This is a genomic window from Ruegeria sp. HKCCSP351, assembly GCF_017872535.1.
GTDB lineage: Bacteria > Pseudomonadota > Alphaproteobacteria > Rhodobacterales > Rhodobacteraceae > Ruegeria.
The window spans coordinates 19,107-38,958 of the sequence record NZ_JAEDOV010000008.1 but is presented as its reverse complement, the minus strand read 5'-3'; the positions used below and the strand labels follow the sequence as shown (position 1 = coordinate 38,958).

The window sequence follows — 19,852 nt, the reverse complement described above, 5'->3', positions numbered from 1 at the left end:
CACCCCGTTGATCTTTTTTCTGCAAAGGCGCAGGGTCGCGCCGATGACAAAACCCTTAACATCGCATCGACCTTTGCTGGCTGTGGCGCTGAAGCTTGGCGCGCTGTTCCTTTTCACGTCGATGTCGGCGCTGGTCAAAGCCTTATCTGACGAATTCCCGCCGGGCCAATTGGTGTTCTTCCGGTCCCTGTTTGCTATTCCGGTCATCATTCTGTGGCTGACCGCGCGCCGAGAGCTGGCGCAAGGCTTTGTCGTCAAGAAACCCATGGGGCATTTCTGGCGCGGTGTTCTGGGGACCAGCGCCATGGGGCTGACATTCACCGGCCTTAGCCTGTTGCCGCTGCCCGAAGTCACCGCAATCGGTTACGCCACGCCGATCTTCACCCTGATTTTGGCCGCCGTGATGCTGGGCGAGCGCATTCGTATGATTCGCATCGGTGCCGTGGCGCTTGGGTTGCTGGGCGTGATGATCATGATCTGGCCCCGACTTGGCACCACTCAGATGGAAACGGCTGCGACCATCGGGGCGCTGTGTGTACTGGGTGCGACCTTTGCCCGGGCTTTCGTGCAGATCCACATCCGACAACTGGTCAAGGTCGATCACCCTGCTGCAATCGTGTTCTATTTCTCGCTGACAGCGACGCTGCTATCAGCCCTGACGGCCATCTGGGGATGGACAATGCCAACTCTGTCTCAGGCTCTAATACTGATCACCATGGGGTTAATTGGCGGAGTAGCGCAGATTTTGGTCACGTCCTCGTATCGCTTTGGACAGGCATCGATGCTGGCACCTTATGACTATGCAACAATGCTCTTTGCGATTGTGATCGGTTATTTCGTGTTTGATGAATTGCCTACCGTTGCGATCCTGATCGGGGCCGCATTGGTGATCGCAGGCAATGTTGTTGTGATCTGGCGCGAACACCAGCTTGGGCTGGAGCGTGGCAAGGCGCGTTCTGTCACGGACCCCAAAGCGTGACTTTACCTTTTGCATTCTTTCCCTAGGTTGGGCCGGACAATCAAAGAGGTTCCCCAATGAGCGACGCGCAGGATCACAAGGAAAAGATGCAAAAGGTGCAGGCCCAGCACCGCAAGAAGGTGTCCGAGGCTGTTGATCCCGATCGCGGCCTTGTTCTGATCAATACCGGCAAAGGCAAAGGTAAGTCATCGGCGGCCTTTGGTGTGGTCATCCGCGCGCTTGGTTGGGGTCAGAAGGTCGCCGTAGTGCAGTTCATCAAGGGCAAGTGGAAAACCGGCGAGCGCCGTTTCTTCGAAGAACGCGATCTGGTCACCTGGCATACGATGGGTGAGGGGTTTACCTGGGATACACAAGACCGCGAACGCGACATTGCAGCCGCCAATGCCGCCTTCGACAAGGCTTGCGCCCTTATGGCAAGTGGCGAATACGATCTGGTGGTTCTGGACGAGATCAACATCGCGCTTCGCTATGAATATCTCTCGGTCGAGCAGGTGATAGACGGGCTGAACGTGCGTTCGGACAAGACGAGTGTGTTCCTGACGGGCCGCGACGCGCCGCAGGCGTTGCGTGATTATGCAGATCTGGTCACCGAAATGACCGAAGAAAAGCATCCGTTTCAGGCGGGAATCAAAGCCCAGCGCGGGGTGGATTTCTGAACCTTGCAACAGCGCAGCCCGTGTTGCCGCGCTGTTATCCTCTGCCGCTAAGCGCAGTTTCAAAGATATATCGCAACGACTTGCGTTGATGGGCGGTGCCTTGTGCCCGGGCTTCTTCAGCGGTTGCGGTGTCCCGGTTCTGGCGGTCGGCATAGGCGCAATAGTCGCCTTCGCAACAATTGCACCCGCACGCAACCAGCGCATCATGCCGGGCCATGATTTCGTCAAGCGTGTCTGTCATCTGTGACCTCACCCCGCGCTGGGATAAATCTGACGAATTCAGTCAGCTTTTTCAAGTAAATTCACCCGACCGGTCGATGCGCTTCTCTGCTCTGAGCCGCCGATTTCCAAAACAGGCAGCTCAGCTTTTTCGGTTGTATTTGGACAAAGTTGCCAGTGCTGAGGCACAGTGCTCAGGCAGCGACTTCCTGCTCGGGCGCGCTGAGCGAGATGACGAGAACCACAGCCGCACCGTTCAGCCAGTAGAACGCCGCATCCAATCCTGAAAACCCCAGTACACTGGGTGCAAACAGAAAGGTGATGCCGACAATCAGGTCCACGGCCAGGTGAAATTTGTAGGGTAGAACGCGCCAAATTCCCAAATGATGGTCGGTCAGAACCGTCAGGACAAAGGCGGCGACGCCGGTGACTACCGAAAACCACAGCGCCAGCGGGTTGGATTGACCCAATTCCAGCAGGAATGGCAGTGTCATCAGGGCAATGGCAACCGGGTAGTCCAGATACGCGTGGACAGAGCGGGTAACGAAACGCAGGGACATAGGATTTTCCTCTTTTCAATCAGTGATGAAAGAAAGATAGAAAGCCTGACCCGAACGCTGAATTCTCGATCGTTTCAAAAATCTTGCAGATCGTACAGAATTCTCTGCGTATTAGTGCATGGACCTGTATGCGGCTGGTGACAAGCCGACCTGCTTCTTGAACACACGGGAGAACGCGGCCTCAGAGGCATATCCAACTTCGGCTGCTGCATCTGCGACGTTCCATCGTGCCTCTGTAAGGCCATGGCACGCAATCTGCATGCGCCAGTCGGTGAGGTATTGCATCGGCGTCGTGCCCATCTTCTGGGCAAACAACTGAGAAAAGGCTGTGCGCGACATGCCGGATTCGCGTGCGAGTGTCGCAACACTCCAGTCTTGCGCGGGCGCTTGGTGGAATGCCGTCAATGCGCGTGAGATGCGTGTATCCGCAAAGCCTGCAAGGGCGGTGTCCTGGGGGCTTTGCCGTTCCAGATAGGTTCGGATCGCCTGCGCAAACAGAACTTCGGACAGCTTCAGCGCGATCAGATCGCCGCCAATACGGGCCCCGGACACTTCGGAACCGATCATACGCAGGGTTGATTCCATCCACGATCCGGCTTCTTCACCATAATTCTCGATCAGGATGTAGGGCGGCAGGCGGTCGATCAGCATATGCCCGGTGCCTTTTCGCCCTGCTGGGCCGGTGAAAGAAAAATGGCCGCAGATCAGTTGCGTGTCCCGGTCCTCGTCTGCACCGCCATAGACAAGAACGCCATCGCCCTTGTAGCCGGCAATCTCAAGAACCTGTTCCAGAGGAAGCGCATCCAGTGGCCTGACCTCGGCACACAACAACGCATGTGGTGCCCCGTGAGGGATCAGGATCAGGTCCCCCTGCCGCAGCCGCAACGTTTCCCCGGTGGATGAGACATGGACCTTGAGCTCACCCCGTTGAACAAAATGAAACCGCGCGACGTTTTCGAACTCCGGCACCTGAATACCAAAAGGCGGTGTGAACGAAGTGCGGAAGTAGAACGTGCCACGCAGGGACAGACGGGTGAGAATATCGCTGAGAAGGTCCAACATGCGGTGAAGATACGGGAACTGATCCGATCGTCCAGATCACGGAACGCTTTGCACGACAATTTGCACGATCTGCAACAAAAAACCCCGCCGAAGCGGGGTTTTGCTAGTTATTACGAGCGGACCAGCTTTTCGTAATCTTCTGCGATTTCGCGGGTCAGGTCGCCGACTTCGAAAGTGTAATCGCCGATTTGCCCGACCGGAGTGACCTCGGCCGCGGTTCCGGTCAGCCAGCACTGTTCGAAATCAGCCATTTCTTCGGGCTTGATGCGCCGCTCATGCACAGTGATGCCTTTATCCTTCAGCATCTGTATGACGGTCTGGCGGGTGATGCCGTTCAGGAAGCAATCCGCCAGTGGGGTGTGAACCTCTCCACCCTTGACGAAGAACACGTTGGCACCTGTTGCTTCGGCCACGTAACCGCGCCAGTCCATGAACAGCGCGTCCGAGCATCCCTTGGCTTCGGCCTTGTGCTTGGAAATGGTGCAGATCATGTAGAGGCCCGCCGCCTTGGCGTGAACCGGGATGGTTTCCGGGCTGGGGCGTTTCCATTCGGCGATGTCCAGTTTTGCGCCTTGCATCTTGGCGTCGCCGTAGTAGGCGCCCCAGGGCCAGACCGCGATGGCCATCCGTACCGGGTTGCGGGCCGACGCCACACCCATGTCTTCGCCAGACCCGCGCCAGACCAATGCGCGGACATAGGCATCCTGAAGGCCACTGGCTTTCAGGGTCTCTTCCTTGGCCGCTTCAATCTGATCGACGGTGTAAGGCATCGGCATGTCCAGCGCCTCGGCGCTGGCGATAAGACGTTCGGAATGTTCGCGGCTTTTGAAGATCTTGCCGTTGTAAGCGCGCTCCCCCTCGAACACGGATGAGGCATAGTGCATTGCGTGGGTCAGAATATGCACATTGGCATCGCGCCAGGGCACCAGCTTGCTATCCATCCAGATGACACCGTCACGATCATCATACCCCGCCATGCGAAACCTCCTGAACCGGGTTAAATTTCCGATTGTTGCGCTACTTAGGTCCGATGTGGACACAATGTTGCGCAAAAACTGCGATTCGATACCGCTCTGCCCTTGGAATGTCAATAACGCTGACATAAAGTCAAACCCGAGTAACGAATGAGGCATGATATGTCCGAAATCCGCCCAGCCCCGCGATATGGGGGTGAGAGCCTGTTGTTTTTGACGGATGAACAGTTGCGGCAGGGGATCGAGGCCATGTTCTTCGCCTATCGCGGCTTTACCGCGGATCCTGATCGTATCCTGTCCGAGATGGCCTATGGCCGCGCCCATCACCGTGCGATCCATTTTATAAACCGTGCGCCGGGAACTACGGTGAACAACTTGCTGGCGATCCTCGGGGTGACAAAACAGTCTCTGAACAGGGTTCTTCGGACATTGATCGAGGATGGTCTGGTGGAAAGCCGGGTCGGAACCGTGGACAAACGCGAACGGCACCTATTTCTGACGGAAAAGGGCGAGACGTTGGAGGCCACGTTGTCAGATGCGCAACGAACAAGAATGCGCGCGGCCTTCAAGGATGCCGGTCCCGAGGCCGTGGCCGGGTTTCGCAAAGTGCTTGAAGCAATGATGGATGCTGATATGCGTCATGCCTATACGAAATTGCGGGATACGAGTTCATGAGCGAAATGGATGCCCATCTGCTGATTGTTGATGATGACGAACGCATTCGCGATCTGCTCAAGAAATTCCTGATGCGAAACGGGTTTCTTGTGACAGCGGCACGGGATGCGGCTCATGCGCGGCGGGTTCTGTCGGGATTGGATTTCGACATGATCGTCATGGATGTGATGATGCCGGGCGAAGATGGCGTCAGTCTGACCAGATCACTGCGTGACACCCATACGACACCGATCCTGTTGCTGACCGCCAAGGGCGAGACCGAGCATCGGATTGCGGGGCTTGAAGCCGGGGCGGATGATTATCTCGCCAAACCTTTCGAGCCGAAAGAGCTGTTGCTGCGGATCAATGCGATCCTGCGTCGAATGCCGGAAACCCCGGCCGAAGAAACAGCGGCGAAGATCCTGCATCTCGGCCCCATCCGGTATGACATTGAACGTGGTGAGATGTGGCAGGGCGAAATGCCGGTCCGCCTGACCGCGACCGAAAGCCAGTTGATGAAAATATTCTCGGCCCAACCCGGCGAGCCGATCAGCCGTGCAAAACTGGTCGAAGATCTGGGCCGGGACAAAGGTCAGGCACAGGAACGTGCCGTGGACGTGCAGATAACCCGCCTGCGCCGGAAGATCGAACAGGACCCGAAACAGCCCCGGTATCTGCAGACAGTCCGGGGCGCGGGCTATATGCTGGCGCCCGATTGAATGAGCCGCTGCGCGGCGATCTTTGCCTTCGGCGAGGATATTTTTAGCCAGATGAAGATGGGATCCCGATGAAAACCGCCCTTTTGACACATGCAGATTGCCTTGGACATGTCACACCACAGGGTCATCCGGAACAGGTGGCGCGGCTGGAGCATATCCTGCACGCGCTGGAAGGGCTGGATCTTAAGCGCGTGACCGCTCCGCTGGCGGCAGACGATGATTTGCTGCGTGTTCATCCCGAAAACCATATCCGCGACATCAGATCGTCGCGCCCTTCTGACGGGTTTGCGCAAATTGACGGGGACACCTTCATGTCACCGGGTTCACTTGATGCGGCCTATCGCGCGGCGGGTGCGGCGGTGCAGGCCGTTGATCTGGTTTTGGGCGGTGAAGCGTCGAACGCCTTTTGTGCCATTCGCCCACCGGGGCACCATGCCGAGGCCGAGAAAGCCATGGGGTTCTGCCTGTTTGGCAACGCTGCGCTTGCTGCGAAACACGCACTGGATTACCACGGGCTAAAGCGGGTCGCAGTGGTCGATTTCGACGTTCATCATGGCAACGGCACGCAGGACCTGCTGTGGGATGAAGATCGGGCCCTTGTGATCACAAGCCAGCAGATGCCTTTATGGCCCGGATCCGGCCGCCCGGACGAGACAGGCGCTTACGATAACGTTCTGAACATCCCGCTGGCCCCGGGTACCGGCGGGGCTGAGATGCGTTCCGCCTATGAAACGCAGGCCTTTCCGCGCCTGCGGGCGTTCCGGCCGGAACTGGTCATCATATCAGCCGGGTTCGATGCGCATCAGGACGATCCGCTGGCCAACCTGAACTGGTCGACCGGCGATTTCGCCTGGATCACGGCAGAGCTGTGCGGGATTGCCGATGAGGTGTGTCAGGGCCGTATCGTCTCGACTCTGGAAGGCGGGTATGATCTGAACGCACTGGCCGAGGCGACACGCGCCCATGTGGAAGAACTGATGAAGGCAGCACGATGACCGATACCCCAGTTGAGCAGATGACATTCGAGCAGGCCATGAAAGAGCTTGAGGCCGTGGTTGGCCAGCTTGAGCGTGGCGACGTGGCGCTGGATCAGTCGATTGCGTTGTATGAACGCGGGGCCGCTTTGAAAAAGCGTTGCGAAGACGAATTGAAGCGGGCCGAGGAAAAAGTGGCCGCGATCACTCTGGACGCGAATGGCCAACCGACCGGGACAACACCTGTCGAAGGTCAGTAAATGTTTCAGGAAAGACTGGCGCAGGACGCGGCGCGCCTTCAGGATCATTTTGACCTGATTTTGGGTGCGCTGGACGATCTGGATGTGACGCGGGCAATGGCCTATGCCACCCGGGGCGGTAAACGGCTGCGCGGGTTTCTGGTTCTGGAAAGTGCGCGCCTGCACCAAATCAACGAGTCCCGCGCGATCTGGCCCGCGACTGCGATCGAGGCCCTGCACGCCTATTCGCTGGTTCACGACGATCTGCCCTGCATGGATGACGACGATCTGCGGCGCGGACGTCCCACGGTTCATGTGAAATGGGATGAAGGCACGGCTGTACTTGCCGGAGACGCGCTGCAGACGCTGGCCTTTGAGCTGTGCTCCCGGCCCGAGGTTGGAGATGCAGAAGTTCGCGCGGATTTGGCGCTGACACTGGCCAGGGCAAGCGGTGCGCAAGGTATGGTTTTGGGGCAGGCGCTTGATATCGCGGCGGAAACCGCTTCTGAACCTCTGACGCTGAATGCGATAACACGGCTTCAGGGCGGCAAAACGGGCGCTTTGATCGAATGGTCCGCCTGCACTGGCGCGCGTCTGGGAAAAGCGGATCCAGAGCCCTTGCGCCATTATGCCCGGGCCCTTGGTCTTGCTTTTCAGATTGCAGACGACATCCTTGATGTTGAAGGCGATGCGACAAAGGCAGGCAAACGTCTTCAGAAGGATGCGGATGCGGGAAAGGCCACTTTCGTATCTCTTCTGGGTTTGGATGCTGCCAGAACCCGCGCCAGTGAACTTGTTGATCAGGCCTGTGCCGCACTGGACGGGTATGGCCCGACGGCAGAAACCTTGAAGGAAGCCGCTCGCTTCGTTATTGCCCGGGACAGCTAAGCCAGGAACGCGCCAAATGTCTGACCGCCCCAAAACGCCCCTGCTGGACCTTGTGAACCGCCCCGCCGATCTCAAGCGGTTCTCGGACGCGCAACTGCATCAGGTTGCGCAGGAATTGCGGGCCGAGACGATTTCGGCGGTTTCTGTAACCGGGGGCCATCTGGGTGCGGGACTGGGCGTTGTGGAACTAACAACCGCGCTGCACGCTGTTTTCGACACGCCGCGCGACAAGATCATTTGGGATGTGGGCCATCAGTGCTATCCGCATAAAATCCTGACGGAACGGCGCGACCGCATTCGCACGTTGCGCATGAAAGACGGCCTGAGTGGTTTCACCAAGCGCAGCGAAAGCCCCTATGACCCGTTTGGCGCCGCGCATTCCAGCACGTCGATCAGTGCCGCACTGGGTTTTGCAGTTGCACGTGATCTGGGTGGTGTAACCCCGGAAGGGCTGGGTGACGCGATTGCTGTGATCGGTGATGGATCAATGTCCGCAGGCATGGCCTTTGAGGCGATGAATAACGCAGGTCACCTGAAGAAACGCCTGATCGTCATTCTGAATGACAATGAAATGAGCATCGCCCCCCCGGTTGGTGCCTTGTCCAGCTATCTGTCCCGAATCTACGCCGAGGCGCCATTCCACGATCTGAAAGCCGCCGCCAAGGGCGCCGTTTCACTGTTGCCCGAACCGTTCCGCGAAGGGGCCAAGCGCGCCAAGGAAATGCTCAAGGGTATGGCCGTGGGCGGAACGCTGTTTGAAGAGCTCGGGTTTTCCTATCTCGGGCCTATTGATGGGCATGATCTGGATCAGCTGCTGCCGGTTTTGCGCACCGTCAAGGCACGGGCAACCGGGCCGATCCTGATCCACGTCTTGACCAAGAAGGGCAAAGGGTACGCACCAGCCGAACAGGCCCGCGACAAAGGCCACGCTACTGCTAAATTCGATGTGGTTACGGGCGAGCAGAAAAAGGCCCCTTCAAACGCGCCTTCTTACACGTCTGTCTTTGGCAAGGCTCTCGTGGATGCGGCCGCGCGCGATGACAAGATCGTTGCGGTGACTGCCGCGATGCCAGATGGCACCGGGTTGGGCCTGTTTGCCGAACGGTACCCGTCACGCTGTTTCGATGTGGCGATTGCCGAGCAGCATGGCGTGACCTTTTCCGCCGCGCTGGCCGCAGGCGGGATGAAGCCATTCTGCGCGATGTATTCGACCTTTCTGCAGCGGGGGTACGATCAGGTTGTACATGACGTTGCAATCCAGCGCTTGCCTGTTCGGTTTGCCATTGATCGCGCAGGTTTGGTGGGGGCTGACGGTGCCACCCATGCCGGGTCTTTCGATATTGCCTATTTGGCCAATCTGCCGGGCATGGTCGTCATGGCCGCTGCGGATGAGGCGGAATTGATGCACATGGTGGTAACCGCTGTCGCGCATGATGAAGGGCCGATTGCCTTCCGCTATCCGCGCGGCGAAGGTGTCGGAGTGGACCTGCCCGAACGCGGTGAGGTACTGGAGATCGGCAAAGGCCGCATGATCCGAAAAGGCGCGCGCGTCGCACTTTTGTCTTTTGGCACGCGGCTGGCTGAAGTTCAGAAAGCAGCCGAGTCTCTGACCGCCAAAGGCATTAACCCAACCATAGCCGACGCCCGCTTTGCCAAGCCGCTGGATCGCGACCTGATCCTGGACCTGGCTGCGGATCATGAGGCGTTGATCACCATCGAAGAAGGCGCTGTTGGCGGGTTTGGCAGCCATGTGGCACAGCTTCTGGCGGATGAAGGTGTTTTTGACCGGGGTCTGAAATACCGCTCGATGGTCTTGCCTGATATTTTCATCGATCAGGCCAGCCCTGCAGATATGTATGCCGTTGCAGGTATGAATGCCGAGCAGATCGAAGCCAGGGTTTTGGATGTTCTGGGCGTGGCCTCGATCGGTGAAAAGCGCGCGTAATTCCGGCGCTGCGTTATCCGTATTTTGTTGCACCGATCTTCATGGGTAGAGCGCTGGAAAGACGGCTGAATGGAGTTCGTTTCCGATACGAGTACTAAGTACCTTTTAAACGGACAATTTTGTTTGGGAGTTTTGGTGCCCAGGAGAGGACTCGAACCTCCACGTCCATACGGACACTAGCACCTGAAGCTAGCGCGTCTACCAATTCCGCCACCTGGGCAGGTGTCGTGGAGCGGCGTTTAAGCTGACTGGCGGGGGGCGTCAACCGGATTCTGAATGAATTTTGAAAGTTTTTTGAATTCGGTTTTCGAACTGAGATTTTGGCCTGAATATTTCATGACCGGCGCGGCGAATTAGTGCCTTGTTTGGCTGGCCTGCGGGCGTTAGTTCTAGGGCGCAATTTCTCAGCAGGAGCCCTCTCATGTCGAAACTGGTGACGATTTATGGCGGATCGGGATTTGTCGGCCGCTACATCGCGCGGCGCATGGCAAGTGAGGGGTGGCGTGTGCGGGTGGCTGTACGACGCCCGAACGAAGCCATGTTCGTGAAACCCTACGGCGCCGTCGGACAGGTTGAGCCTGTGCTGTGCAATATCCGCGATGACGCCTCGGTCGCGCTGGCGATGCAGAGCGCCGATGTCGTGGTGAACTGTGTGGGCGTGCTGAACGAACTGGGCAAGAACGCGTTTGATGCCGTTCAGGCCGAAGGAGCCGAACGTATCGCGCGGCTTGCAGCCGAGCAGGGTATCGAACGGATGGTTCACATCTCGGCGATTGGTGCAGATGTAGGTTCAGCCAGCGAGTACTCTCAAAGCAAAGCGCAAGGCGAAGCAGGTGTTTTGAAGCATATGCCCAATGCCATGATCCTGCGCCCCTCGGTTATCTTCGGAACCGAGGATCAGTTCTTCAACCGTTTCGCCGGGATGACCCGCATGGGTCCGTTTCTGCCGGTGGTTGGTGCCGAGACCAAATTCCAGCCCGTTTACGTGGATGACGTGGCCCAGGCAGCGGTCAAAGGCATTCTGGGGCAGGCTGAGCCGGGCGTGTACGAGCTTGGCGGGCCGGAGGTGAAAACCTTCCGCGCCCTGATGCAGCAGATGCTTGAAGTGATCCACCGTCGGCGCATCATTGTCGGTCTGCCGTTCTTTGCTGCCCGGATTATGGCGGGCGTGCTGGATATTGCGAAATTCGTCAGCTTCCAACTGTTCCCGAACAACATTCTGACCCGCGATCAGGTCAGGAATCTGCGCCATGACAATGTGGTATCTGAAAGGGCCAAGTCCTTTGTGAATCTTGGCATTGCGCCGACCACTCTGGAATCAGTGCTGCCGGAATATCTTTGGAAATTCCGCCCGTCGGGGCAGTATGACGACATTCAGAACTCGGCGAAAAACCTGCGTATCTGATCAGCTGTAGGCCATGTACAGCAAGGCCGCGCCCAGTATGACGCGGTAAATTACATAGGGCGTAAAGCTGACACTGCGCAGCAGTCGCATCATAAGGCTAAGCGCCAGAAGTGCCGAGACAAAAGCAAATGTCGCGGCAATGGCCCCATCCCGGGCCAGTTGCGCATCAGCGTCGCGTATCACATCCAGTGCCAGCAATGTGCCAGAGGCCAGAATTGTTGGGATTGACATCAGCATGGCAATCCGAGCGCCGTCTGCTCGGGTATAACCCAGTTGACGGGCCCCTGTAATGGTGATCCCGGACCGCGATGTTCCGGGGATCAGCGCAAGAACCTGCCACAGTCCCATGACGAAAGCATCGCGAATACCCCAGTCGTTCGCCTCTTTCGTCTGGGGACCTTTCTGGTCGATCCAATAAAGCAGCAGGCCAAAGCCCAGCATTGTCCACCCGATTACAGTGATCGAACGCATGGCCTCGCTTAACCCGGTCAGATGCAGGATCAGACCTGCAATCACGGTTGGAAGTGTCGCAATGATCAGACCAAGAGCCAAACGGGCCTGCGGCGTATCTGTCCGGCCGGTCAGGGCGCGCGGCACCCCGGCAAGCGCCTGCTTCACATCCGTCCAGAAATACAGAACGACCGCACCAAGGGTTCCGACGTGCACGGCTATGTCTATGGCCTGGCCCTGATCCTGAAGGCCCGACAGATTCGGCAGCAAGATCAGGTGACCCGAAGACGAAATGGGCAAGAACTCAGTTATTCCCTGAATGATTGCCACGAGAATCAGGTGGAAAAGACTCATCTGCCTGCCGTGCTGCCGCCTCGTTTTTTTATGTGGTGTATGGCTATAAGGGTGCAGTGGAAAAGGAAAGTCTTCATATAGGTCCGATTCGTACCTAAAATTCCTTCTGGATTCGCCAGTTTTGGGCGGGGGCGCGAAAAATTTTCCAAAAAGGTCAGTATATATGACTTTTCATCCGTTTGTGCATCGCATAAAGAAATCGAACCAAGCCAATTCATGGAGGCTGACCCGTGGCCAAGCAACCGATGCTGAAATTTGTGCAGATCGACCGTGTCATGCCGGAAAAGCGTGCCGCCAATGACCGCAGAGAAGACTTTAACGAGATCTATGCCGAATTCGCCGCCGAGAAAGCAGCAGAGCAGGCCAGCCGGTGCAGTCAATGCGGTGTGCCATACTGCCAATCGCACTGCCCGCTGCATAACAACATTCCCGACTGGTTGCGGCTGACTGCAACCGGACGGCTGGAAGAGGCTTACGAAACCAGCCAGGCGACAAACACCTTCCCAGAGATTTGCGGCCGCATCTGCCCGCAGGACCGTTTGTGCGAAGGAAATTGCGTGATCGAACAATCCGGCCACGGAACGGTCACCATCGGCACGATAGAAAAGTACATTACCGATACGGCGTGGGACAAAGGCTGGGTCAAGCCAGTGGTCCCTTCGGCAGAGCGCCGTGAAAGCGTCGGCATCATCGGTGGCGGGCCGGGTGGTCTTGCTGCGGCAGACATGCTGCGTCGGGCCGGTATTCAGGTCACGGTCTATGACCGCTACGACCGTGCGGGTGGGCTGCTGATGTATGGCATCCCGGGCTTCAAACTGGAAAAAGAGGTCGTCCAGCGGCGCAATGACCTGTTGGCGGACGGCGGAGTCGAGTTTGTATTGAACTGCGACGTGGACGCCGCCAAATTCGCGGAAATTCACGCCAGGCATGACGCCATCATCATCGCAACGGGCGTTTACAAGTCGCGGGATCTGTCCATGCCGGGCAGTGGTCTTGCCGGGATCGAGAAGGCAATCGATTTCCTGACCGCATCAAACCGTAAAAGCTTTGGTGACGCTGTTGAGGATTTCGACAACGGACGGCTGAATGCCGAGGGCAAAAAGGTTGTCGTGATCGGTGGTGGTGACACCGCGATGGATTGTGTACGCACGTCGATCCGTCAGGGCGCGACGTCAGTCAAATGCCTGTACCGTCGTGACCGGGCAAACATGCCGGGTTCGCAGCGCGAAACACAGAACGCCGAGGAAGAAGGCGTGGTATTCGAATGGCTCAGTGCGCCCAAGGGATTCACAGGTGACGACAAGGTTTCCGGCGTGATCGTGCAGAAGATGCGTCTGGGGCAACCCGATGCATCTGGTCGCCAGGCCCCCGAAGTGATCGAAGGCGCGGACTATGTCGAGGACGCCGATCTGGTGATCAAGGCGCTGGGTTTTGAACCCGAAGACCTGCCCACCCTTTTCGGGCAGCCCAACCTGCCCGTCACCCGATGGGGAACGGTCAGGGCAGCATTCCAGACCGGGGAAACCGAAATGGAAGGTGTGTACGCGATCGGGGACATTGTGCGCGGTGCCTCACTGGTCGTATGGGCGATCCGTGACGGGCGCGACTGCGCCGACGCGATCATCGACCGGTTCAACGCCAGGGCAGCCTTCGCGGCGGAATAACCCCAGCTTTCAGGAGGGTTCGAAATGTCGGAACTTCAAGGCCAATGCATGTGTGGTGCGGTCACAGTAACAGCTACACCAGCGCGGGATGCGCTGGGGGCGTGTCACTGTGACCAATGCCGTCGGTGGACGAGCTCGATGCTGGTGACGTTTCAGGCGAAAGAGGGCTATGCCGCGCTGGGTCCGGTCAAGACATTTACTTCGTCCGACTGGGCAGAACGTGCCTTTTGCGGTGAATGCGGATCCTCGCTTTGGTATCGGATCACGCTGCCGGGTGAGATGCACGGTCAGACACAAATGGCGGCTGGCCTGTTCGAAAACGCAACAGGTAACCCGCTGAAACTTGAACTTTATATCGACAAAAAGCCCGAGGGATACGCGTTCGCAGGTGAACGTCGGCAATTGACCAAAACCGAGGTCGAAGCCATGTATTCCTCCTCTGACGAAGGAGACAGCCAATGACCAAATATGATGCCGATTGGGTGCGGGCAGAAGAAGCAAAACGCAAGTGGATGGCCGAAAATGGTCTCTATTCCGAGGCGGAAGAGCATTCTTCGTGCGGTGTGGGCCTTGTTGTGTCCGTGGATGGCAAAAGGTCGCGCAAGGTGGTGGATGCCGGAATCGACGCGCTGAAAGCGATCTGGCACCGCGGGGCCGTTGACGCGGATGGCAAGACCGGCGATGGCGCGGGCATCCATGTGCAGATTCCGGTTCCCTTCTTCTATGATCAGGTCCGCCGCACCGGTCACGAACCCAAGCTGAATGAGCTGATTGCTGTTGGTCAGGTTTTCCTGCCCCGCACCGATTTCGGCGCGCAGGAGCGGTGCCGGACCATCGTCGAAAGCGAAGTTCTGCGTATGGGGTATTACATCTATGGCTGGCGACACGTGCCGGTCGATGTGACTTGCCTTGGGGAAAAGGCCAATGCAACCCGACCCGAGATTGAGCAGATCCTGATCTCGAACTCCAAGGGTGTGGACGAAGAAACTTTCGAGCGCGAGCTCTATGTCATCCGCCGCCGCATCGAAAAAGCGGCTTTGGTGTCGGGTATATCGGGCCTTTATCTTGCGTCGCTGTCCTGCCGGTCGATCATCTACAAGGGTATGATGCTGGCCGAACAGGTCGCTGTATTCTATCCCGATCTGATGGACGAACGCTTTGAATCGGCATTCGCGATTTACCACCAGCGTTACTCGACCAACACGTTTCCGCAATGGTGGCTGGCGCAGCCGTTCCGCATGCTGGCCCACAACGGCGAGATCAACACCCTCAAGGGCAACATCAACTGGATGAAAAGCCATGAAATCCGGATGGCCAGCGGCACTTTTGGTGACTATGCCGAAGATATCAAGCCGATCATCGCGGGTGGTTCGTCAGATTCTGCTGCATTAGACTCGGTTTTCGAGGTGCTGGTGCGCGCAGGGCGGTCGGCCCCGATGGCGAAAACCATGTTGGTTCCGGAAAGCTGGTCCAAGCAGGCGGTCGAGCTGCCGCAAGCGTGGCGCGACATGTATTCCTACTGCAACTCGGTGATGGAGCCATGGGATGGCCCGGCCGCGCTGGCGATGACCGATGGACGCTGGGTTTGCGCCGGCCTGGACCGGAACGGACTGCGCCCCATGCGGTACGTTGTGACTGGCGATGGCCTTGTCATCGCAGGATCCGAGGCCGGAATGGTGCCGATCAACGAAGCCACAGTGACCGAAAAAGGCGCGTTGGGGCCGGGTCAGATGCTGGCGGTCGATATGAAAAAGGGCAAGCTGTACCGCGATACCCAAATCAAGAACAAACTGGCCCGCGCGCTGCCATTTGGCGAATGGGTTGGCAAGATAAACGATCTGGACGAAACGCTTGCGGGTGTGGCCGAAGCGCCGATCTTTGCGGGTGGCGAGTTGCGCAAGCGCCAGATTGCTGCGGGATACTCGGTGGAAGAGCTGGAACAAATCCTTGCTCCGATGGCGGAAGACGGCAAGGAAGCCTTGGCATCGATGGGTGATGATACGCCCTCGGCTGTTTTGTCAAAACAATACCGCCCGCTCAGCCATTTCTTCCGTCAGAACTTCAGCCAGGTGACCAACCCGCCGATCGACAGCCTGCGTGAATACCGCGTGATGTCGCTGAAAACCCGGTTTGCCAACCTCAAGAACGTGTTGGATGAAGACAGCAGCCAGACCGAGATTGTGGTTCTGGAAAGCCCCTTTGTCGGTAACGCGCAATGGGACAAACTGGTTGAGAACTTTGATGCGCCGCTGGCGGAAATCGACTGTACCTTCGAGGCTGGTCAAGGCGCATTAAGCGCGGCTTTGACCCGTATCAGAGCCGAATCCGAAGAGGCGGTGCGATCCGGTGCCGGGCATATCGTCTTGTCTGATATGCGGTCGGGCGAGGATCGGATTGCGATACCAATGATCCTCGCGACCAGCGCTGTGCATTCCCATTTGACGCGTCAGGGTTTGCGGACCTTCTGTTCATTGAACGTCCGTTCGGCTGAATGTGTGGACCCGCATTACTTTGCCGTTCTGATCGGCTGTGGCGCGACTGTGGTGAACGCCTATCTGGCCGAGGATTCTTTGGCTGACCGTATCGACCGCGGTTTGCTGGACGGAACCCTGACAGAGAACGTCGCGCGCTATCGCGAGGCGATCGATCAGGGCTTGCTGAAGATCATGGCCAAGATGGGCATCTCGGTCATTTCGTCTTATCGCGGTGGTCTGAACTTTGAGGCCGTTGGCCTCAGCCGTGCCATGGTGGCCGAGTATTTCCCCGGTATGACCAGCCGTATCTCGGGCATAGGCATCAAAGGTATTCAGGCCAAGGCCGAGGAAATCCATGCCAAGGGCTGGAGCAGCGGTCTGGATGTGCTGCCCATCGGTGGTTTCTACAAGGCGCGGAAATCGGGCGAGACCCACGCGTGGGAAGCGACCTCGATGCACATGATGCAGATGGCCTGCAACAAGGCCTCGTATGAGTTGTGGAAGCAGTATTCGGCCAAGATGCAGTCGAACCCGCCAATTCATCTGCGCGATCTGATGGATTTCAAACCACTGGGCAAGCCGGTGCCGATCGAAGAGGTGGAATCGATCACCTCGATCCGCAAACGCTTTGTCACACCAGGTATGTCGCTGGGCGCATTGTCGCCCGAAGCGCATAAGACACTGAACGTGGCGATGAACCGGATCGGCGCTAAATCCGACAGTGGCGAAGGTGGCGAAGATCCGGCTCATTTCGTGCCTGAGCCCAATGGCGACAACCCTTCGGCCAAGATTAAACAGGTGGCTTCAGGCCGGTTTGGCGTGACTGCGGAATACCTCAACCAGTGTGAGGAGCTTGAGATCAAGGTCGCTCAGGGTGCAAAACCCGGCGAAGGTGGTCAGTTGCCGGGTATGAAGGTCACGGACCTGATCGCGCGCCTGCGCCATTCGACCAAGGGCGTGACGCTGATCTCACCGCCGCCGCACCACGATATCTATTCGATCGAGGATCTGGCGCAGCTGATCTACGACCTGAAGCAGATCAACCCGCGCTGCAAGGTGACGGTCAAGCTGGTTGCGTCCTCGGGCGTCGGCACGATTGCTGCCGGTGTGGCCAAGGCGAAAGCGGATATTATCCTTATTTCGGGTCACAATGGCGGTACAGGCGCGTCGCCTGCGACCTCGATCAAGTATGCCGGCCTGCCGTGGGAGATGGGTCTGACCGAGGCGCATCAGGTTCTGGCAATGAACAACCTGCGGGATCGCGTCACCCTGCGGACCGATGGTGGCCTGCGCACCGGGCGAGACATTGTCATGGCCGCGATGATGGGAGCCGAGGAATACGGCATCGGTACCGCCGCACTGATTGCAATGGGCTGTATCATGGTGCGTCAGTGTCAGTCGAACACTTGCCCGGTGGGCGTGTGTACGCAGGATGAATCCCTGCGCGCCAAATTCACCGGCAATGCGGATAAGGTCGTCAATCTGATCACCTTCTACGCGCAGGAAGTGCGCGAGCTGCTGGCCAGCCTCGGCGCGCGTTCGATTGATGAAATCATCGGTCGGGCCGATCTGCTGGCTCAGGTCAGCCGTGGCTCCGCTCATCTGGATGATCTCGATCTGAACCCGCTGCTGATCACTGTCGATGGGGCACATAACATCGTCTACAACCGCGACAAAGAGCGCAACGCGGTGCCGGATACGCTGGACGCCGAAATCGTTCGCGATGCTGCCCGGTTCCTGAAGGATGGTGAAAAGATGCAGCTGTCTTATGCGGTGCAGAACACACACCGGACCGTTGGAACCCGTGTGTCCAGTCATATTGTGCAGAATTTCGGGATGCGGAACACCTTTCAGGACGACCATCTGCATGTGAAGCTGCAGGGCTCGGCCGGGCAATCTCTGGGAGCTTTTGCGGCCCCGGGTCTGAAGCTGGAAGTGTCGGGCGATGCCAATGACTATGTTGGTAAGGGCCTGTCCGGCGGCATGATCGTCGTACGCCCACCACAGGTCAGCCCGCTGAAAGCAGATGACAATACGATCATTGGCAATACGGTTCTTTATGGGGCCACCGACGGGTACCTGTTCGCGGCCGGTCGCGCCGGTGAACGGTTCGCGGTCCGGAACTCTGGCGCCAAGGTTGTTGTCGAGGGGTGCGGTTCCAACGGGTGTGAATACATGACCGGCGGTGTCGCCGTTATCCTTGGAGCGATCGGAGCCAACTTTGGTGCAGGCATGACAGGCGGAATGGCCTATCTGTATGATCCCGAAGGCAAGGCCGAGGCGCTGATGAACAGGGAAACGCTGGTCACTTGCCCGGTCACTGTGGACCACTGGGAAGAGCAATTGAAAACGCTCATCATGCGCCATGCTGCTGAATCGCAAAGCCGCAAGGCTGCTGATATTCTTCAGCACTGGGATGTGGAAAAAGGCAACTTCCTGCAGGTTTGCCCAAAGGAGATGCTGAACAAACTCAGCCACCCGCTGAGTGTTGAAGCCAAAGCAGTTCCGGCGGAGTAAGCCGAAGCCTTTTGCCTCTCAAGGCCCCGCGTGTCATTTGCACCACGCGGGGTTCGTATGTTAACGACGTTTCAGTGCAGGTCTTGCCCGTTTATCCGAAAATCGCCAATCTTTCTTCACACTCAGGCGACAATCATGGGCCGAACTAGGCACCAGATGATAAGCAGACAGGGGCAACCGGATGCCAACACCGTATCAGGATCAGTTTTATACTTTCGATCCAGCAAACCCGCCGCCTGCGGGAACGGCAGTCGCTGTTAGCAGTTTCACTTTAGTCGATGCTGATGATGACAACGAAATCGATGCGCCAAGTGGTGACACCGTCAACGGTCAGGACGTCACGAATTCCTGGCCAGGGGACACTGTTACCATCAACGTGGCGGGCGTCGGGAACGTAACCTATACAGGCACCACGTTTTATCTGGCTGACGGATCTCGGGTATTCACACCGACAGACGGTCAGGTCCTGCAGCCGGGAACATTTGTTTCAGCCACCTTCGTCAACACACAGGGGCCACTGAATGTCGGCAATCTGGGTCCACCCTGTTTCACGCCGGGCACCATGATAATGACCCCGGATGGGGAACGCGCGGTAGAAGATCTTGAAGTCGGTGATCTGGTCACCACAGTGGATCATGGCCCCCAGCCTTTGATCTGGGTTGGGTGTACAGTGGTGGCGGCCGAAGGAAAGCTGGCCCCAATCCGGTTTGAGGCCGGGGTGTTCGACCTGGATCGTCCGCTGCTTGTTTCGCCTCAGCATCGGATGCTGGTTGAAGACTGGCGGGCCTCGTACCTGTCCGGGCACGCTGAAGCGCTGATTCCCGCACATGCTCTGGTCAATGGAAAATCGGTGACCCGGGTGGAAGGTGGCGAGGTGGAGTATTTCCACCTTTTGTTCAAGCAGCACGAGATCGTCATTGCCAATGGTGGCAAAAGCGAAAGCTACTATCCGGGGCATGCGTTGTCGGCCTCGGACCGTGAAACGCAGAGCGAGGTCTTGCACTTGTTCCCTGAGTTGGCAGGTCATGATCCGATGTCGGTGGAAACCGCACGCCCGGTTGTTCACCCGCGCGAAGCGCGTGCCTTCGCGATTTAGGCCGTTTCAAACCCGGACCGCGC

At 57.8% G+C, this 19,852-nt stretch carries 18 protein-coding genes and 1 tRNA gene; 13 read left to right on the top strand and 6 right to left on the bottom strand.

Annotated elements, in window-relative coordinates; translation table 11 throughout:
- Positions 1-43: 43 nt before the first annotated feature.
- Together I9182_RS15915 and cobO are read left to right on the top strand one after the other, a co-directional pair.
- On the top strand, positions 44-979 hold the full coding sequence (locus tag I9182_RS15915) for a DMT family transporter (protein ID WP_209598926.1): 936 nt from the start codon (positions 44-46) through the stop codon (positions 977-979).
- Between the two features lie 56 nt (positions 980-1,035).
- The gene (cobO, locus tag I9182_RS15910) at positions 1,036-1,635 is read left to right on the top strand and encodes a cob(I)yrinic acid a,c-diamide adenosyltransferase (protein WP_209598925.1); all 600 of its coding nucleotides are present in this window, start codon (positions 1,036-1,038) and stop codon (positions 1,633-1,635) included.
- Positions 1,636-1,669: 34 nt separating this feature from the next.
- Here the strand turns inward: cobO and I9182_RS15905 are convergent, their stop codons facing one another.
- From I9182_RS15905 to I9182_RS15890, 4 genes are all read right to left on the bottom strand, one after another.
- Entirely contained in the window at positions 1,670-1,876 is a 207-nt protein-coding gene (locus tag I9182_RS15905) for a hypothetical protein (protein WP_209598924.1), read from the bottom strand.
- Positions 1,877-2,048: 172 nt separating this feature from the next.
- The gene (locus tag I9182_RS15900) at positions 2,049-2,414 is read right to left on the bottom strand and encodes a hypothetical protein (protein WP_209598923.1); all 366 of its coding nucleotides are present in this window, start codon (positions 2,412-2,414) and stop codon (positions 2,049-2,051) included.
- 111 nt (positions 2,415-2,525) lie between these two features.
- Complete coding sequence (locus I9182_RS15895) at positions 2,526-3,476, bottom strand: AraC family transcriptional regulator (protein ID WP_209598922.1); 951 nt, start codon at positions 3,474-3,476, stop codon at positions 2,526-2,528.
- 110 nt (positions 3,477-3,586) lie between these two features.
- Complete coding sequence (locus tag I9182_RS15890) at positions 3,587-4,453, bottom strand: branched-chain amino acid aminotransferase (protein WP_209598921.1); 867 nt, start codon at positions 4,451-4,453, stop codon at positions 3,587-3,589.
- Between the two features lie 159 nt (positions 4,454-4,612).
- Here I9182_RS15890 and I9182_RS15885 point away from each other — a divergent pair, with 159 nt between their 5' ends.
- From I9182_RS15885 to dxs, 6 genes are all read left to right on the top strand, one after another.
- Positions 4,613-5,125 carry a MarR family transcriptional regulator gene (locus I9182_RS15885; RefSeq protein WP_209598920.1) on the top strand — a complete coding sequence of 171 codons (513 nt, stop codon included), beginning with the start codon at positions 4,613-4,615 and terminating at the stop codon, positions 5,123-5,125.
- Positions 5,122-5,823, top strand: a complete 702-nt coding sequence (locus I9182_RS15880; RefSeq protein ID WP_209506983.1) for a response regulator — start codon at positions 5,122-5,124, stop codon at positions 5,821-5,823. The genes I9182_RS15885 and I9182_RS15880 overlap by 4 nt, the downstream gene beginning before the upstream one ends.
- Positions 5,824-5,891: 68 nt before the next feature.
- A complete protein-coding gene (locus tag I9182_RS15875) occupies positions 5,892-6,818 on the top strand; it encodes a histone deacetylase family protein (protein WP_209598919.1) in 927 nt (308 codons plus the stop codon).
- Complete coding sequence (locus I9182_RS15870) at positions 6,815-7,057, top strand: exodeoxyribonuclease VII small subunit (RefSeq protein WP_120634800.1); 243 nt, start codon at positions 6,815-6,817, stop codon at positions 7,055-7,057. The genes I9182_RS15875 and I9182_RS15870 overlap by 4 nt, the downstream gene beginning before the upstream one ends.
- A complete protein-coding gene (locus tag I9182_RS15865) occupies positions 7,058-7,924 on the top strand; it encodes a polyprenyl synthetase family protein (RefSeq protein WP_209598918.1) in 867 nt (288 codons plus the stop codon).
- 16 nt (positions 7,925-7,940) lie between these two features.
- Positions 7,941-9,869, top strand: a complete 1,929-nt coding sequence (gene dxs, locus I9182_RS15860) for a 1-deoxy-D-xylulose-5-phosphate synthase (protein ID WP_209598917.1) — start codon at positions 7,941-7,943, stop codon at positions 9,867-9,869.
- A gap of 133 nt (positions 9,870-10,002) precedes the next feature.
- Here the strand turns inward: dxs and I9182_RS15855 are convergent.
- Positions 10,003-10,089: transfer RNA gene (locus I9182_RS15855), tRNA-Leu, on the bottom strand.
- A gap of 201 nt (positions 10,090-10,290) precedes the next feature.
- On the opposite strand from I9182_RS15855, the gene I9182_RS15850 reads away from it, so the two are divergent.
- Positions 10,291-11,274, top strand: coding sequence for a complex I NDUFA9 subunit family protein (locus tag I9182_RS15850; protein ID WP_209598916.1), 984 nt, complete (start codon positions 10,291-10,293; stop codon positions 11,272-11,274).
- Here I9182_RS15850 and I9182_RS15845 read toward each other — a convergent pair whose 3' ends face one another.
- On the bottom strand, positions 11,275-12,078 hold the full coding sequence (locus I9182_RS15845) for an undecaprenyl-diphosphate phosphatase (protein ID WP_209598915.1): 804 nt from the start codon (positions 12,076-12,078) through the stop codon (positions 11,275-11,277). It abuts the gene before it with no gap.
- Positions 12,079-12,308: 230 nt separating this feature from the next.
- On the opposite strand from I9182_RS15845, the gene I9182_RS15840 reads away from it, so the two are divergent.
- From I9182_RS15840 to I9182_RS15825, 4 genes are all read left to right on the top strand, one after another.
- Entirely contained in the window at positions 12,309-13,742 is a 1,434-nt protein-coding gene (locus tag I9182_RS15840) for an NAD(P)-dependent oxidoreductase (RefSeq protein ID WP_209598914.1), read from the top strand.
- 24 nt (positions 13,743-13,766) lie between these two features.
- A complete protein-coding gene (locus tag I9182_RS15835) occupies positions 13,767-14,204 on the top strand; it encodes a GFA family protein (RefSeq protein ID WP_209598913.1) in 438 nt (145 codons plus the stop codon).
- Entirely contained in the window at positions 14,201-18,733 is a 4,533-nt protein-coding gene (gene gltB, locus I9182_RS15830) for a glutamate synthase large subunit (RefSeq protein WP_209506991.1), read from the top strand. The genes I9182_RS15835 and gltB overlap by 4 nt, the downstream gene beginning before the upstream one ends.
- Before the next feature lie 181 nt (positions 18,734-18,914).
- Entirely contained in the window at positions 18,915-19,829 is a 915-nt protein-coding gene (locus I9182_RS15825; protein WP_209598912.1) for a Hint domain-containing protein, read from the top strand.
- Positions 19,830-19,852 lie beyond the last annotated feature (23 nt).